Source organism: Enterococcus sp. AZ119 (assembly GCF_050546175.1).
Lineage (GTDB): Bacteria > Bacillota > Bacilli > Lactobacillales > Enterococcaceae > Enterococcus > Enterococcus faecalis.
On record NZ_CP172951.1, the window covers coordinates 1,208,401 to 1,225,545 of the forward strand.

Consider the following 17,145-nt stretch of genomic DNA (forward strand, 5'->3'; position numbering starts at 1 on the left):
GACAAAAATAATGATACTCGTTAGAATAAGCACTGTTAACAAATGAATAGCGTTTTCATGTGACTAGATAATACTAGGCATGGAAGAATTTCGTAATACAATGTGGTGTACAATGGTTACGCAACATGTTTAACGGGATTGTTCTATGCTTTTTTTGTTGTTTTCACTGAAAATGTTAGAATTACTTCTGCAGAAGAGGGTCATTTATGAAAATTAAAAAGGTGCTAAATCAAAATGCTGTACTTGTTCTTGACGAAGGACAGGAGAAAGTAGCTGTCGGTAAAGGCGTCGGGTTTAATAAGACTAAAAATGATGTCTTATCTCGACAATTGGTGGAGCGGATGTTTGTGATGGAGCCAGAAGGACTGAAAAAACTTCAAGTACTGCTATCACAAATTGAAGACAAATACTTTTTAGCGAGTGAAGAAATTATCCAACATGCTGAAACGGTATTGGGTGAAAAGTTGAATGAACATATTAATATTGGGTTGAGTGATCACATTGCTTTTGCAGCTGAAAATATTCAAAATAATATTATTGTTCGGAACAAGCTTTTAAGTGAAATTGAGATTTTATATAGTGAAGAATTTGCTATTGCTCAATGGGCTGTAGAATATTTAACACAAACCTTAGAGATTCCATTTAGTTATGATGAAGCGGGGTATATTGCAATTCATATCCATAGTGCTCGCAGCGGGCGTACTGATAATAGTAAAAGTATCCGTGAAGTTACAATCGTTTCTGAAATTATTCATTTAATCGAGCAGGAATTGGCTATTGATATTCATGATGATAAAAATAGTCTCAGTTATTCACGTTTGGTGAATCATTTACGTTTGTTTATTCATCGCTTCCAACAAAATCAATATGCTGTTTTAGATGAAGAAATTTTGGAAGTCGTAAAGAAAAAGTATGCTGAAAGCTATGAAATCTCAAAAAAAGTACAAGTCTTATTAATGAGAAATTTTCATTATCAAGTACCAAATGAAGAACTTGGTTATTTATCGATTCACATTGAACGATTAAGAATGACCAAATAATAAAAATTAAATAGTTTATGTGAGGAGTTACGTATAATGAAAGCGTATATGCAAAGAATGGGACGTTCGTTAATGTTACCAGTTGCTGTATTACCGGCGGCTTCTTTATTAGTCGGTATTGCCAACTGGATCGTGGGAACAATCGGCGCTAGTCCAGCCACAACTTTTCTAATGAATGGTGGTTTGGCTATCTTAAACAACTTAGCATTATTATTTGCGGTTGGTTTAGCGTTAGGAATGTCAAAAGATAAAGATGGATCGGCAGCATTAGCTGGTTTAGTCGCTTATTTAGTGCCAAAAACTGTTTTAGCGCCTGCTTCTATCCAAGCCATTAAAGGCTTCAAGGATATTGCTGAAGTAAACCCAGCCTTCAACAGCATGGACAACAATGTCTTTGTCGGGATTGTCGCTGGTTTAGTTGCCGCGGCAATGTATAATCGTTTCTCTGGTGTGAAATTGCCAATGGCTTTATCATTCTTTAGTGGAAAACGTTTAGTTCCTATTATGTCAGCTATTTCGATGTTAGCAATCTCAGCTGTCTTATTCTTCTTCTGGCCAGTTGTTTATAACGGATTAGTTGCTTTTGGTAAAGGAATCTCTAGCTTAGGTTTCGTAGGAGCTGGCTTGTATGGTTTCTTTAACCGACTATTAATTCCAACAGGCTTACACCATGCTTTGAATTCTGTTTTCTGGTTTGATGTTGCTGGTATCAATGATATTGGGAACTTTTTAGCTGGTCAACAAGCGTTAGATACTGGTAAAGCAATTGTAGGACAAACAGGGATGTATCAAGCTGGTTTCTTCCCAGTAATGATGTTTGGTTTACCAGCAGGTGCGTTTGCAATTTATCAATGTGCACGTCCTGAGAAGAAAAAAGTTACAGCTTCATTAATGTTAGCTGCTGGTTTTGCGGCTTTCTTTACAGGCGTAACTGAACCTTTAGAGTTCTCATTTATGTTCGTTGCTTGGCCTTTATATGTTTTACATGCGGTCTTTACAGGTATTTCTTTAGCATTCGCTGCGTTTATGCATTGGACAGCTGGCTTTGCCTTTAGTGCAGGTTTTGTAGACTTCTTCTTAAGTTTGAAAAACCCAGTCGCAAATCACCCAATGATGTTGGTGGTTCAAGGACTTGTCTTTGCGGCAATTTACTACTTCGGTTTCCGTTTTGCAATCACTAAGTTTAACTTAATGACACCAGGACGTGAAGAAGGCGATGGCGAAGAAACGCCAGATGTTGCAGAAGGTGACAACAAATTTGCTTCTCTAGCTCGTCGTATTTATGATGGTTTAGGCGCTGATGCTAATGTAACTTCTATTGATAACTGTACAACTCGTTTACGCTTAACAGTGAAAGATACAGGCAAAGTGGATCAAGCAAAAATTAAAGCAACTGGGGTTCCAGGTGTGAAAGTCATTGATGACACCAATATCCAAGTGATCGTTGGTACGGAAGTACAATTTGTTGCTGACGAAATGCAACGATTATATAACCACCAAGCGCCAGCAACACCAGCCAAAGAAACACCTGTTTCTAAACCAGTTGTTGAAGAAAAAGCACCAGTTTCAACAAAAGAAACTGAATTATATTCTGTAGCGAATGGGAAAGTTATTCCTATTTCTGAAGTACCAGATGATGTTTTCTCAGCAAAAATGATGGGTGACGGTTTTGCTGTCGTACCAACAGACGGCGAAGTTTCAACACCCGTTGCTGGTAAAATTACTAGCATTTTCCCAACAAAACATGCGTTAGGTATCCAAACAGATTCAGGCATTGAAGTATTATTACACATGGGTCTAGATACTGTTGAGTTACAAGGTGGACCATTTACATTACATGTTGAAGAAGGCCAAGTTGTAAAACAAGGCGATAAAATTGCAACCATTGATTTAGCGGCATTAGAACAAGCTGGCAAAAAATCAGATTTAATTGTTGTTTTCACAAATCAAGATATCGTTGCTCAATACGATTTACAAAAAGCAGGTCAAACGACTTCAATGAATGATGTAATCGGAAATGTTACCGTAAAATAAAAGTAAAAAAGGGCTAGCCGTAAGGCAGCCCTTTTTTGTATTCTTTGAAAGTATTAGTGTCTGTAGAGCCAGTAATTCAAAATCGCTTGCTCTACAGATTTTTATTTATAAATAGCCTTAGAAAGTTTCGCATAATTGAACACTTTAACCACTCACAAAAATGGCCAATGTAACGGACAGAAAACAAGGAAGCGTTTTCTTTTATATGGATTATAATAAATATATCAAGGAGGGGTTGCTATGAGTTCGAAAAAAGAACGTGGACAAAAATTGTTGTTACTTCTCTCAAAAAAACAAGATTATATGACTGCAGAAGAATTGGCAAACTGCCTAAGTACTTCTCCTAAGACAGTTTATCGTTTGATAAAAAAAATTAACGATGAATTTTCAGAAGGTTCACTCATATTATCTGAGAAAGGACGAGGATACAAGCTAGACTATGAACGATTTATGGAACAGAATCGACATTTAGTCGAAAAAGAAAGTGATTTTTCGCCAAGGGAAAGACGCAATCGAATTCTGGAGGAATTGTTGTTAGCTTCTCCACAAGCTAAAAATGTTTATGAATTATTTGCAAGATATTATGTTGGCGATTCTGTGATATTTAGCGATGAACAACAATTATCCGAAGATTTAAAGAAATATGATTTAACACTCAAACGGAAAAATCGAACGTTGGCAATTATCGGTGAGGAAAGAGCTATCAGGAAAGCCATTTCCGATAGAATACAACTGTTGAACATTATCGATATTGAGGATCTTCGAAACAACAAAGCATTAAATTTTAATAATTATGATGTCCTTTTTACGTTAGATCAAGTCAGGAACATTGAAAAAAAACTGGATATTACTATTCCACATCCATATAACGTAAACATCTTTTCGCATCTTTATATCTTAATTAGTCGTTCACGAAAAGTAGCTATTTCTGAAAAATACCAATTATCTAACGAAGATGAACAAGAATTAACAAAGGACTTAGTACTCAAAAAGGTCGCGCAAACAACGATTCAACAGATTGAAACTTATTTAAATAAGAGACTGCCTAACGTTGAAATTTATTACTTATATCAATATTTGGTTTCTTCTAGGATGCAAGGTTCATTTAGTAAAGTAACTAATTTTTCTTTCAAAGTAATGCAAATTACTCAATTTTATTTAGAGGAAATGAGTGCACAACTAAAAATTTTAACTGATAATGATCAGCTACTTCTTGAATTGGCTAGTCATATAAAACCAATGATAAATCGTCTTGAAAACGGCATACATGTTAAGAATAGTTTATTGGATCAAATAAAAATGACGTATGAAACAATTTTCAGAAAAATTGTGCAAGTTTCTAAGCAAGTAAGTAAAAACTATCAACTACCGGCTATAAACGAAGACGAGAATGGGTTTATTACATTGTATTTTGCGCGAATGATTGAAACCAATCAGTTACCTATTCGTACTTTGATTATGTGTACCACTGGAATTGGAACTTCAGAACTATTGAGAGTAAAAGTTGAAAAGAAATTCCCTGAATTACAAATTGTTGAAATTATTGCCACACGAAATATAAAGAAATCATTAAAAGATTATTCTGATATTGAATTGATTCTTACAACGATTCATTTACAGGAAAAGGTCCCCATTAAATCATTGTTGGTAAGTGCCATGTTTACAATGGATGATCAGTATCGATTACAAAGAAAAGTTGAGGAAATCTATCATGAACGTTAATCCTTTATACCAAGTTTTCCTAAACCAAGAACTTCTTTCAAAACAGCAAGTATATCAATTCATTGCAGAAACAGCAGCACCTTGGTTAACGCCCGAAGAAAAAAAGCAGATTGAGGAATCTTTGGTAAATCGTGAGAAGATGGGAAGTAATCAGATTGCAGAGCAAGTTGTCTTGCCACATTTAGAGAATGCACTCTTGAAAAAAAGTGAAATATATCTGATTGGCTTAAAAACAGAAATCCAAGAATGGACGGCAGACATTAAGCAAGTGAAATTAATTATTGTCATATTACTAAAAGAAAATGAACAGTTAAAAGTAAAAAAAGAAATCAGTCGATTTACTAGAAAATTAGCAAATGAAGACTTCTTAGAAAAGTTGTTGCGTTTAAAAACAGAAACAGATTTTTATAAAAATATAGAAAAATTTGAGGAGGAAAAATAATGAAGATAGTCGGCGTAGCAGCCTGCACAGTAGGAATTGCTCACACATATATCGCACAAGAAAAATTGGAGAACGCTGCAAAAAAAGCAGGAGTTGAGATCCATATAGAAACACAAGGGACCATTGGGATTGAAAACAAACTAACGGATGAACAAATTAAGGAAGCGGACATTGTTATATTAGCCATTGATGTAAAAATTTCTGGAAGAGAGCGTTTTGATGGGAAACGAATCATTCAAGTACCTACAGAAGTTGCTGTAAAATCACCCACTAAACTAATTGAAAAAGCAGAAGAAGTTATGACACAAGAAAAGTAACCTTCTAGGAGGAATTGTAATGGAAGTAAAGGATATCATTGACTTAAAAACCGTTAAAACGAATATGAATGTAAATACAAAAGAGGAAGCGTTAAAAGAATTAGCCAATCTTTTGCTTGAAAATGGCAATATTTCAGAGGAAAAAGGCTTTATAAAAGATATCTATGTTAGAGAGGCGGAAGGCCAAACAGGCATCGGAAACTATCTAGCCATTCCACATGGCAAAAGTGCGTATGTAAAAAAAATAGGCGTGGCCATTGGTATTAACAGTACAGAAATTCCTTGGGAATCTTTAGATGATAATGGCGTAAAAGGAATCATTCTTTTTGCTGTGGGTAATGATCATAAAGAAACAACTAGCCATCTTAAACTATTATCATTGTTTGCCAGAAAACTCGGAAATGATGAAGTAGTGAGAGAATTCCTTCAATCAAAATCGCCAGAGGATGTAGTGAAGGCATTCTCTTAATGAAATTACTGAGACAGCATATTGTGGATATTTTCTACAGAAGAATCCACAACAGTAATTTTTTTAAATAGAAAATAAAATGAAAAGAACAATGTTTAGGAGGATAAAAATGAAAAAACTAAAAGAGTTAAATCTTAAAGGTCATTTATTAACAGCAATCTCATATTTAATTCCAATTGTCTGTGGTGCTGGCTTTTTAATTGCAATTGGTATGGGGTTTGGTGGCTCAAGTCAAGGAACCTTGGTACCAGGTGAATTTTCGCTTTGGGATGCTTTAGCTACTATGGGTGGCGCTGGCTTAGGCTTACTGCCGGTTGTTATATCTACTGGCATTTCTTTTTCAATCGCCGGTAAACCTGGAATTGCTCCAGGCTTTATTATTGGTTTAACTGCGAATGCAGTTGGTGCCGGCTTTATTGGTGGTATCTTAGGTGGTTACTTGGCAGGATATCTTGTATTAGCTATTTTGAAATATGTGAAATTACCCAATTGGGCGAAAGGGTTAATGCCAACATTAATTATTCCATTTTTAACCTCAATTACTGGTGGATTAATCATGATATATATTATCGGGACCCCAATAACGGCATTTACTTCATTATTAACGAACTTTTTAGATAGCTTAGGTAACTCGTCATTATTAATTTTTGGTGGTGTAATTGGTTTATTAAGTGGTATAGACTATGGCGGACCCATTAACAAAACTGTTTTTGCCTTTGTTTTGACAATGCAAGCGGAAGGACTTAATGGACCAATTACAGCATTGCAATTAGTAAATACAGCAACGCCAATAGGCTTTGGATTAGCTTTCTTCTTTGCTAAATTATTTAGAAAAAATATTTATACAAAATTAGAAGTTGAAACGTTAAAGTCTGCCGTACCAATGGGCGTGATTAACATTGTTGAAGGTGTTATTCCTTTAGTTATGAATGATATTGTCCGAGGAGTCATTGCTACAGCGATTGGAGGCTTCGTGGGTGGCGCAACAACAATGATCTTAGGGGCAGATGCGACAGTTCCATTTGGCGGTGTTTTAATGATTCCAACAATGAGTAAACCGCTGGCTGGCATTATTGCAATTGTTGTAAACGCTGTGGTTACCGGTTTAGTTTTAGCTATTATTAAGAAAGATATAACTGAGAAAGATATGGAAGCTTTAGTAGAAAAAGAAGAAGAGGAGATAAACTTGGAAGATATTCAGATTTTCTAAACAAAATGAAAAAGCGTAACAAAATTAATGCAATTTATATTGCCTATCAGAGATGAATCAACGTCTGAATATAACGAGTTAGAAAAATTTTCAAAAACATCAAACAAATAATCAGATAGAAAGAGTTGAAAATTAGAATGAACAAAGTTGAATTTTCTCCGTCATTAATGACGATGGATTTGGACAAGTTTAAACAACAAATCACCTTTTTGAATGATCATGTTGCTTCGTATCATATAGACATTATGGATGGTCACTATGTGCCAAACATTACATTATCTCCGTGGTTTATTGAGGAGTTAAGAAAAATTTCGAAGCTCCCAGTATCTGCCCATCTAATGGTTACGAATCCAAGCTTTTGGGTACAACAACTAGTAGATATCAAATGTGAATGGATTTGTATGCATGCAGAGGTTTTAGATGGTCTAGCATTTCGCCTAATTGACCAAATTCACAATGCTAATCTTAAAGCAGGGATCGTCCTTAATCCCGAAACGCCTATTGAATCAATCTTTCCATATATTGAATTGTTGGATAAAATCACAATCATGACCGTTGATCCAGGCTTTGCTGGCCAGCGATTTATTGAAGGAACACTTGATAAAATTGTTGCTCTTCGTAATTTACGTAAAGAAAAAGGGTATCGTTATGTAATTGAAATGGACGGCTCATCGAATAGAAATTCATTTAAGCGAATTGATGCTGCAGGACCTGATATTTATATTGTTGGTAGAAGCGGATTGTTTGGATTGAATGAAGATATTGAAAAAGCTTGGAGAATGATGAGTAGAGACTATGAAGAAATGACTGGGAAAAAAATTCCATAAAACAATTGACTGTTTGTTAAAAGAATAGATAAGTTGTATAAAGTCAAGCCTAGAAAAGAATTTTGTTCATTCTTATCTGGGCTTTTTTGATGCAATAAATAAGCGCCAATAGAACAAAATTACTTGTTATTCTATTCTAGGTGAAAACGTTCAATCTTGCGAAGTTACGGTTTGTTCACAAAAAAGTTACTTTTATTAAATAAAACTAAAGAAGTAACAAAAACTTCGCTTTTTTCAGTTATTTCAAGTAACATAGAACGTATCTTAAAAGAAAAAGTTTGGATGATTCGATGCGTAGAGTAAGAAAAATAATTTATAAAATCATGCTACTTTTGTTTGTTGGTTTAGTTGCTGGTCTTGGCTATCTTGGCTATAAAATACATCAAAATGTTGAAACGGTAATGACCTTTGAAAAACAAGTAGAAGCAGAAGTCAAAAAAAATAAAATACCTGAATACAAAACATTAGCTTTAGCGATTATCTATACAGAATCTAAAGGGAAATCTGGCGATATTATGCAGAGCAGTGAAAGTGTTTATGGACAACAAGAAGTGATTGAAACACCAGAAGAAAGTATCGCGCATGGCGTAAAATTTCTCGCGGAAGCGTTAGCGAAAGCAAAAGAAGCTGGCTGTGATGAGTGGACAGGCGTACAAGCATATAATTATGGACTGGATTATATTCAGTTTGTTAAAGAACGCGGCGGGAAACACACGACAGAGTTAGCAGAAGAATATTCAAGAGAAGTCCTTTCACCGTTGCTAGGGAATGACCAAAATACGAAATATCGTTATTATCGTTGGCAAGCGTTAGTTTACAATGGTGGTTACCTTTATCAAAATGGTGGCAATATGTTCTATGCGGAAATTGTCAAAATGAATCGTTGGTTTATTGAAAAGTTAAATTAAAACGAGAAAAGTCTAAAGAATTCTTTCAACTTACAGGAATTTTTTAGGCTTTTCTTGCAGTTTCATGAAAATGCAAGTAAACTAGAAGGGATGTAACTGATTAATTGAAAAGGTAGGGAAAGAGCTGGATGTTGAATAAAGTCGACCTGAAAAAAGGGTTAAGTACAGAAGAAGTTGCCAAGCAGAAAGAGTTAGGCCTTCAAAATAATTATGAGGAAAATGTAGCAAAATCTACAAAAGATATTATTTTTGATAACGTCATGACGTTATTCAACTTTTTAAACTTTGCAATCGCTGTTTGTTTACTATTTGTCGGAGCGTATTCCAATCTGGCTTTCTTAGCGATTATTATTGTGAACATGTCAATCGGGATTTTCCAAGAAATTCATGCCCGTAATTTAGTTCAAAAATTATCTATTGTGGCAAAAGAAAATGTTCATGTTGTTCGAAATGGCGTACAACAAGAAATTGATACAAAAGAACTAGTTATGGAAGATATTGTTATTATCTCTGCAGGGGAACAAGTTCCTTCTGATATGGAAGTTATCGACGGTAAAGTCGAAGCGAATGAAGCGTTGTTAACAGGCGAATCAGATTTAATTGAAAAGGAAATCGGCGATACCTTGCTTTCTGGAAGTTTCATTGTTAGCGGACAAGCCTATGCCCGTGTTATCCACGTTGGTGCCGAAAACTATGCTGTGAAAATCACCCAAGAAGCTAAAGTGCATAAACCAATTCAATCAGAGTTAGTCAATTCGATTCGTAAAGTCTCTAAATTTACAAGTTGGGTGATTATTCCTCTAGGGATTATTTTATTTGTTGAAGCTTTTTGGCTAAGAGATGCTGGCATTAAAACATCTGTTGTTGCTTCTGCAGCTGCTTTGTTAGGGATGTTACCAAAAGGATTAGTACTATTAATTAGTATTGCGCTGACAACAGGTGTCATTAAGTTAGCCAAAAAACGTATTCTAGTACAAGATATGTACTCAATTGAAACATTGGCCCATGTGGATACTTTGTGTTTAGATAAAACTGGAACGATTACAGAAGGTAAAATGAAAGTGCAAAAGGCGATTATCTTGCATGACAAATATGAAGAACTCTTCCCACAGATTATCGGAAGCTACCTATCTGAAAGTACGGATAATAATATTACAATGCAAGCAATTCGTGATCATTATGAAGTATCCAATCGATTTGGCGCAAAAGAAGTCTTGGCTTTTTCTTCTGAACGAAAATGGGGGGCTATTGAATTTCCAGAAATTGGGACAGTTTATTTAGGGGCTCCTGAGCGTTTGGTAGACGATAGTCGGTTGCCAGAAGCTGTTTTTACAGCACAAGAGAATGGGTATCGCGTCTTGATGTTAGCCATTGCGGAACAACAACCGTTAAACGAAACCAAAATGCCTTACTTAGAGCCATTAGCAATTCTAGAAATTGATGATCCAATTCGCCAAAATGCCAAAGAAACACTGGCTTATCTAAAAGAAGAAGGAATCGACTTAAAAGTAATTTCTGGTGATAATCCGGTGACTGTTTCAAATATTGCTCGTCGTGCTGGGCTACCCGGTTATGAGTCTTATATTGATTTGTCGACCAAAACGACAGAAGCAGAAGTGCGTGAAGCAGTTCAGCAATACACAGTGTTCGGACGTGTATCGCCTCAGCAAAAACGGACCATTGTACGTGAGTTGAAAGACACAGAGCATGTGGTGGCGATGACCGGCGATGGCGTCAACGATGTTTTAGCGTTACGAGAAGCGGATTGTAGTATCGCCATGGCAGAGGGAGATGGCGCTACTCGGCAAATTTCTAATCTAGTTTTGCTAGATTCTGATTTTACAACGTTACCAGATGTCTTGTTTGAAGGACGACGTGTGGTAAATAATGTAACCCGAGTTTCCAGCGTTTTCTTCATTAAAACGATTTATTCGTTTATTCTCTCAATCATTTGTGCCTTAACGGCCATTGCGTTCCCGTTCATTCCGATTCAAGTGACCTTGATTGATTTAGCAATTGAAGGGTATCCTGCTTTCTTCTTATCTTTCGAAGGGGACAAACGAAAAGTTGTCGGGAAGTTTTTACCAACGGCTTTGAAAAATGCGTCTGTTAATGCGCTTTTAGTTGTAGTGAATATCATTGCTGTTTATCTGATTGGACAAAATCAAGGATTTTCTTCTTTAGACACCACGACGTTAATGTATTATTTATTAGTTGGAATTAGCTGTATGGCTGTTGTTCGAGCATGTCTGCCTTTAAATCCATTACGCATTTTCTTGGTTTTCAGTACCATTATTGGTATTTATGTAGCAGCTATGTTATTCCACAACATTTTAGAAATTGGTTTCTTAACTTCGCAAACAATGGGTCTCTTCTTTATTATGATGGCCATTAATATTGTGGTGCGTGTAACAATTGGTTTCGTACAAATGAAACGTGCTGGAAAAACAATTAAAGATTTATAAAAAGCAGAGGTTGATCTAAAAGCATTCGTCTCCAGAAATGCAGTTCTTCTTTAAATCTTGAAGGAAGTCGGAGCAAGCTTGATGTTTAACTGATTATTTTAAGAGTTAGTGTCTGGGGCAGGAGTCAGGATGACTTTTGTCCTAGATACTTTCTTTTTTTGTTGAGTTGAAACAAGATACTTGAAAAACAGCGATTATGTGATACAATAAATCATGTGTAAATGTGTCCATTGGAATTCGCACTGAAATGACAGTGCGTTTTTTAAACGGTCAATCACATGAGTTAGCACAATGCTATTCTTAGGAGGTGAGGACAATGGCACAACGCATTCCTCAGGAAGTCATTGAGGAAGTTCGTCACCGAACGAATATAGTAGATATTATTGGGCAGTATGTCCAGTTAAAAAAATCCGGTAAAAATTATATGGGTTTATGTCCGTTTCACGAAGAACGTTCCCCTTCATTTTCAGTAGCAGAAGACAAACAAATTTTTCACTGTTTTGGCTGCGGGAAAGGTGGAACTGTTTTTAATTTCTTGCAAGAAATTGAAGGCATTAGTTTTCCAGAATCCGTGAAACGTGTTGCAGATTTGGAACATTTATCTGTGGACTTTGATTGGTCAGAGCCGCGTGAAGTAGCGGATACCCCAGAAAACCAACAAAGACGGAGTTTGTTACAACTGCATAGTAAAGCCGCAGAACTTTACCATCATATTTTAGTGAATACTAAAATTGGCGAACCCGCATTAAACTATTTATTAGAGCGGGGGTTAACACAAGAACTAATTGAGACCTTTCAAATTGGATTTGCGCCGCAAAAACGTGATTTCTTAAGTCAAGTTTTTAAAAATGAACAACTGGATGAAACGCTTTTTGAGCCTTCTGGGCTGTTTGTCCAAAGAGATAACGGTACGTTTTTGGATCGTTTCTATCAACGAATCATGTTTCCAATTAATGATCCCCAAGGCAATATCATCGCCTTTTCTGGTCGCTTGTTAAAAACAGCTGATTTTCCAGGGGATGAGATGCCTAAATACTTGAATAGTCCTGAAACAACACTTTTTAATAAGCGAGAAACGCTGTTTAACTTTGATAAAGCCAGAAAAGAAATTCGTAAAGAAAATACAGTCTTGCTTTTTGAAGGATTCATGGATGTTATCGCTGCTTGGCAATCAGGCGTAAAAAGCGGGGTGGCTTCAATGGGGACTAGTTTGACCAATGAACAAATTCGGCGTTTGGAACGGGTCGCTAAGGAAGTAGTTATTTGTTACGATGGCGATAATGCCGGTGTTCAAGCCACAAACCGTGCGATTCAATTATTGCAAGAAAACAGTCATTTTGACTTGAGTATTGTCAGCATCCCTGAAAAGCTGGATCCTGATGAATATGTGCGGAAATATGGCGCAGAAGCTTTTCAAAATTTAGCCAATCATGGCCGAGAAACAGTTTTTAGTTTTAAAATGAATTATCATCGGTTAACTAGAAACATGAATAACGAAAAAGAACAATTGGATTATGTGAACGAATTGTTACGGGAGTTAACCAATGTTCAATCTCCCTTGGAACGTGATCGTTATTTAAACCAAATTGCTCAGGAATTTCAACTTTCTGTTCATAGTTTAGAAGAACAATTCAATCAATTGAAGCAAGAGCAACGTTCAGTCCAACGGCAAGAAAGGCAACAATTTTATCAAGATGAAATGATGCCACCACCAATGGAAGAACCTGTTTTTGAAGAGAATCACGTCCAAAACAAGTTACCGTTAACACAAGTTCAAAAAGCAGAACGTTCTTTATTATTTCGTTTAATGAATGAACAAGGAGTACGGCAAACCGTTCAACAATTGCCAGATTTTTCGTTCGCTCATGATGAATACCAAGAATTATATTTCTTGCTAGAAAGTTATGCGACACTGCATCAAAGTTTCGACATTGCCGATTTTATTAATTTCTTGCAAGATAATCAAACCAAACAATTAGCAATTGAAATTGCGTATCAGAATTTATCGGAAGAAAGCTCTGAGCGAGAAGTTGCCGATTTATTACATGTAATTGCCTTATCAAGTATTGCAGAGGCAATTGAGCAGAAAAAGATTCAACAGCAAGAAGCAAAACGAGTGGGCAACCAACAGCTTGAAGCCGAATTAACAATGGAGATTATCCAATTGGCTCGACAGCTTAAAGCTCAACGAACATTTACTTAAGCAATAAATGAATAGAACTAAGCGTTTTGTTCATTTTATTTTGATAAGTCCCAGTGATTTATCAGTTATTTCAAGCGTGAACCGAAAAATGAAGGGGGCCTTCTTTCATGGAAAAAGAAACAAGTAAAAAATATGAAGCTGCAGTGGCAGCATTTATCAAAGAAAACAAGCCTAAAGGAACAGTGGTTTATGATGATTTAGCGAATCAATTAGCCACACCGTATACTTTGGATGCAGAAGCTATGGAAAAATTGATCCAAAAAGTTGAAGATGCTGGTATCAGCGTGGTCGATGAAAATGGAGACCCAAGTGAACATAGCTTGAAAAAAGATGAAAAAGAAGCGGAAAAGGCCCAAGCAGAAGACTTATCTGCGCCAACAGGTGTTAAAATTAATGATCCCGTGCGTATGTACCTAAAAGAAATTGGGCGCGTTCAATTGTTAACTGCCGCAGAAGAAGTTGAATTGGCACTTAAAATTGAAGAAGGCGATCAAGAAGCAAAACAACGTTTAGCAGAAGCCAACTTACGTTTGGTTGTTTCAATTGCCAAACGATATGTAGGTCGTGGTATGCAATTCTTGGATTTAATTCAAGAAGGTAATATGGGCTTAATGAAAGCTGTTGAAAAATTTGACTACCGTAAAGGGTTCAAATTCTCTACGTATGCTACGTGGTGGATTCGTCAAGCGATTACGCGGGCAATTGCGGACCAAGCTAGAACGATTCGAATTCCTGTTCACATGGTTGAGACAATCAATAAATTGATTCGGATTCAACGCCAACTATTGCAAGATTTAGGTAGAGAACCAACGCCAGAAGAAATTGGTGCGGAAATGGATTTACCAACAGAAAAAGTTCGTGAAATCCTAAAAATCGCACAAGAGCCAGTCTCTTTAGAAACACCAATTGGTGAAGAAGATGATTCACATTTAGGTGATTTCATTGAAGACCAAGATGCTACCAGTCCTGCTGAACATGCAGCTTACGAATTGTTAAAAGAACAACTAGAAGATGTTCTGGATACTTTAACAGACCGTGAAGAAAATGTTTTACGTTTACGTTTTGGTTTAGATGATGGTCGGACACGTACTCTAGAAGAAGTCGGAAAAGTTTTCGGTGTCACTCGCGAACGTATTCGTCAAATTGAAGCAAAAGCGTTAAGAAAACTAAGACATCCTTCTCGTTCAAAACAATTAAAAGACTTTTTAGAATAAACATACCGTTTAGCGGCTCTTTTCGTGCATGCGAGAAGAGCCGCTTTTGATTTTTAAAAAGTCTCTAAATGTCATTGCTAGTTATTGGAAGAAGGCGCAAGTTGTGGTAAATTAGAAGTAATGGAATATTAGCAGAATGTGAGGCGGAAGAATGACAAAAAAATGTCCGAAGTGCGGGAACGAATTCGATGCAGAATTAACGACCTGCCCAACATGTGGCTATTCACTAACTGACACAACAGTTGATAAAGAAGAAGCGGAAACGACTTCAACAAATATAGATTTTGAAACACAGGAAAATGAACAACATGAAGATCAATTAAATGAGAATATTGAATGGTCTGAGTTAAAAGATATGAGCTTAGGCCATGTGATGGAACTGTTTGGCGAATCACCAGAAGAAGAAAGTAATGATGACAAAAAAGAGGAGTCAACAGATGATAACTTAATAGTCTCTGATTCAGAGCATGTTTCTGGTCTAGAAACATCGCTTCAAGAAGGGGCTAGTGAGGAGACTCATGATTCGGTGGAGGAGTCGATACCAGCGATAGAAGAGACGCCTACTCATTCAACAGAAGAAGAACTAGCAACGGACGAAGCAGTTAATTTAGAGGAAACAACAGAAGAAACAACGGAAGAAACAACTACTGTTGAAGCAGAAACAGCTGAGGTATCTGAGACAGTGAAGTCAGAAGAGGAAGCTTTAACAGAGATTTCAGGAACTGAAGTTATCTCTACTACTTCTGAAGAAGAAATTTTTTCACAACCACCGATAGAAGATCAAGATGTAACACCAAACGAAACTTTGCAAGCTTATATTCAAGCGCATCGAGCAGATACAGAAATGTCTGAAAATCCATTAGAAGAAACAGCAGAGACCCAAGAGTTAGAAAACAGCGGTGAGGCAGTATTAACCCAAGCCGAAACACCAACTGAATCCATTTCAGATTCTGAAGAAGGGTTAACAAGTGCAGCGTCGCTAGAGGAACCGAGCGAAGCTGACGTAACCGAGGAAAAAGTTTCAAATTCAGGTGTGATACCACCGATGAATGAAACTGGGAATGCTCAACCAGCGCCTGCTCCGAAGAAACCATCAAAAAAAGTGGCTTTCGTTGCGCTTGCGGTTGTTTTATTAGCTGGAGGTAGTGCTTGGGCGTATCATGATCAAACGCAAAAAGCTGCCGCACAAGAGGCGGCGGCACTAACCAAGAAAACAGATACGCTGAAAGATGAACTAGCAGCCTTTTATACCACGAAGGAGCAAGTTTTTATTAAACCAGATATGGTGACTGTTAGTCCAGAAAAACTCTCAAAACAAGTCGCGGAAATTAAAGATTCAGAAGAGTATTCTCAATTAAATAAACAAATTCAAACATTGAAAGAGAAGCAACTAACCATTCAACAAATCAACCAATTATTTGAGGCGCCGATTGTCAATGGCAATGAGTTGAAACCGGCGATTTTAGCTGCTGATCAACCAATTTCCGTAAAGAAATTAACAGGAAATGATCCATTTGACCAATTGATGAACCAAGCAATCGATCAAGCGAACCAACAATACAACCAATTACAAAAAGCTAAAAAAGCGGTTGAGGTCATTTATAAAGATGGAAAAACTACCAATCAGCTGAATCGAGACACGTATCAAGCTGCTAAGTCAGAAGTAGATAAAGTAACAAGTGATAAGCTGAAAAAAGAACTGGTCAAACAAGTCACGACAGCTGACCAAGCGTTAACCAAGGTTGAAGAAGAACAGAAAAGAATTGCAGAAGAACAAGCTGCCGCAGAGCAAGCAAAACAAGCAGAAGAACAAGCGAAACAAGCTGCTGCCGCGAAAAAAGAGAACGCTAAGAAGGAAGAAACAGCAAAAACAGAAGCGAATGGCTACACGGCGCCGAATAGTGACGGGGTTTACACTAGTCCGCTTTATGCGCCAGATGCTGCCGATATCGCTGATAGTAGCAATCCAGCGTGGACATGGGCACCAGGTGTGAAAGAAAAAGTCTTAGACACAGTGATTGCTCGTGGCTATGTGGTTCCTGGCGGATATTCTTTAGAACCTGCCAAAATTGTGAATGGCGAAGGTTACTACAATCTTTATGCAACAAACAATCAATCAAAATTATTAGAAGGTACTACAGAGAAAAATGTTCACATGTATTTAGTTACAATCAATGCTAAAACAGGTTGGTTCAAAGGGAACGCTTCTCGTAATGCAGGGCAATAAAAGAAAATAGAAACAATCGAACAAAAGCGGAAATCTTTTGTTCGATTGATTTTCCTTGAGGAGTTAA

At 36.8% G+C, this 17,145-nt stretch carries 13 protein-coding genes; all 13 read left to right on the forward strand.

Features of this window, described 5'->3' with window-relative positions; all coding sequences use genetic code 11:
• Positions 1 to 206: 206 nt before the first annotated feature.
• The 13 genes from IGL37_RS05875 to IGL37_RS05935 all read left to right on the forward strand — a co-directional run bounded on the left by IGL37_RS05875 (position 207) and on the right by IGL37_RS05935 (position 17,078).
• The gene (locus tag IGL37_RS05875) at positions 207 to 1,040 is read left to right on the forward strand and encodes a PRD domain-containing protein (RefSeq protein WP_002357655.1); all 834 of its coding nucleotides are present in this window, start codon (positions 207 to 209) and stop codon (positions 1,038 to 1,040) included.
• Between the two features lie 36 nt (positions 1,041 to 1,076).
• A complete protein-coding gene (nagE, locus tag IGL37_RS05880) occupies positions 1,077 to 3,074 on the forward strand; it encodes an N-acetylglucosamine-specific PTS transporter subunit IIBC (RefSeq protein WP_002366661.1) in 1,998 nt (665 codons plus the stop codon).
• Between the two features lie 240 nt (positions 3,075 to 3,314).
• Positions 3,315 to 4,796: a BglG family transcription antiterminator gene (locus IGL37_RS05885; RefSeq protein ID WP_033917965.1), complete on the forward strand. Its 1,482-nt coding sequence runs from the start codon at positions 3,315 to 3,317 to the stop codon at positions 4,794 to 4,796.
• The gene (locus IGL37_RS05890; RefSeq protein ID WP_002389217.1) at positions 4,786 to 5,238 is read left to right on the forward strand and encodes a PTS sugar transporter subunit IIA; all 453 of its coding nucleotides are present in this window, start codon (positions 4,786 to 4,788) and stop codon (positions 5,236 to 5,238) included. The genes IGL37_RS05885 and IGL37_RS05890 overlap by 11 nt, the downstream gene beginning before the upstream one ends.
• Positions 5,238 to 5,555, forward strand: a complete 318-nt coding sequence (locus IGL37_RS05895) for a PTS fructose transporter subunit IIB (RefSeq protein WP_002408519.1) — start codon at positions 5,238 to 5,240, stop codon at positions 5,553 to 5,555. Before IGL37_RS05890 ends, IGL37_RS05895 begins: the two co-directional genes overlap by 1 nt.
• A 19-nt stretch (positions 5,556 to 5,574) precedes the next feature.
• Positions 5,575 to 6,024 carry a PTS sugar transporter subunit IIA gene (locus IGL37_RS05900; RefSeq protein WP_033917964.1) on the forward strand — a complete coding sequence of 150 codons (450 nt, stop codon included), beginning with the start codon at positions 5,575 to 5,577 and terminating at the stop codon, positions 6,022 to 6,024.
• A 109-nt stretch (positions 6,025 to 6,133) separates the two neighbouring features.
• Positions 6,134 to 7,234: a PTS fructose transporter subunit IIC gene (locus tag IGL37_RS05905; protein ID WP_010774609.1), complete on the forward strand. Its 1,101-nt coding sequence runs from the start codon at positions 6,134 to 6,136 to the stop codon at positions 7,232 to 7,234.
• A gap of 137 nt (positions 7,235 to 7,371) precedes the next feature.
• Positions 7,372 to 8,061, forward strand: a complete 690-nt coding sequence (gene alsE / locus IGL37_RS05910) for a D-allulose 6-phosphate 3-epimerase (RefSeq protein WP_002389188.1) — start codon at positions 7,372 to 7,374, stop codon at positions 8,059 to 8,061.
• Between the two features lie 290 nt (positions 8,062 to 8,351).
• Positions 8,352 to 8,969, forward strand: coding sequence for a lysozyme family protein (locus tag IGL37_RS05915; RefSeq protein WP_002357646.1), 618 nt, complete (start codon positions 8,352 to 8,354; stop codon positions 8,967 to 8,969).
• A gap of 128 nt (positions 8,970 to 9,097) precedes the next feature.
• The gene (locus IGL37_RS05920) at positions 9,098 to 11,434 is read left to right on the forward strand and encodes a cation-translocating P-type ATPase (protein WP_002378298.1); all 2,337 of its coding nucleotides are present in this window, start codon (positions 9,098 to 9,100) and stop codon (positions 11,432 to 11,434) included.
• A gap of 316 nt (positions 11,435 to 11,750) precedes the next feature.
• The gene (dnaG, locus tag IGL37_RS05925) at positions 11,751 to 13,637 is read left to right on the forward strand and encodes a DNA primase (RefSeq protein WP_002357644.1); all 1,887 of its coding nucleotides are present in this window, start codon (positions 11,751 to 11,753) and stop codon (positions 13,635 to 13,637) included.
• 107 nt (positions 13,638 to 13,744) lie between these two features.
• Entirely contained in the window at positions 13,745 to 14,851 is a 1,107-nt protein-coding gene (gene rpoD, locus IGL37_RS05930) for an RNA polymerase sigma factor RpoD (RefSeq protein ID WP_002360364.1), read from the forward strand.
• 151 nt (positions 14,852 to 15,002) lie between these two features.
• Entirely contained in the window at positions 15,003 to 17,078 is a 2,076-nt protein-coding gene (locus IGL37_RS05935; protein WP_033917963.1) for a cell division site-positioning protein MapZ family protein, read from the forward strand.
• Positions 17,079 to 17,145 lie beyond the last annotated feature (67 nt).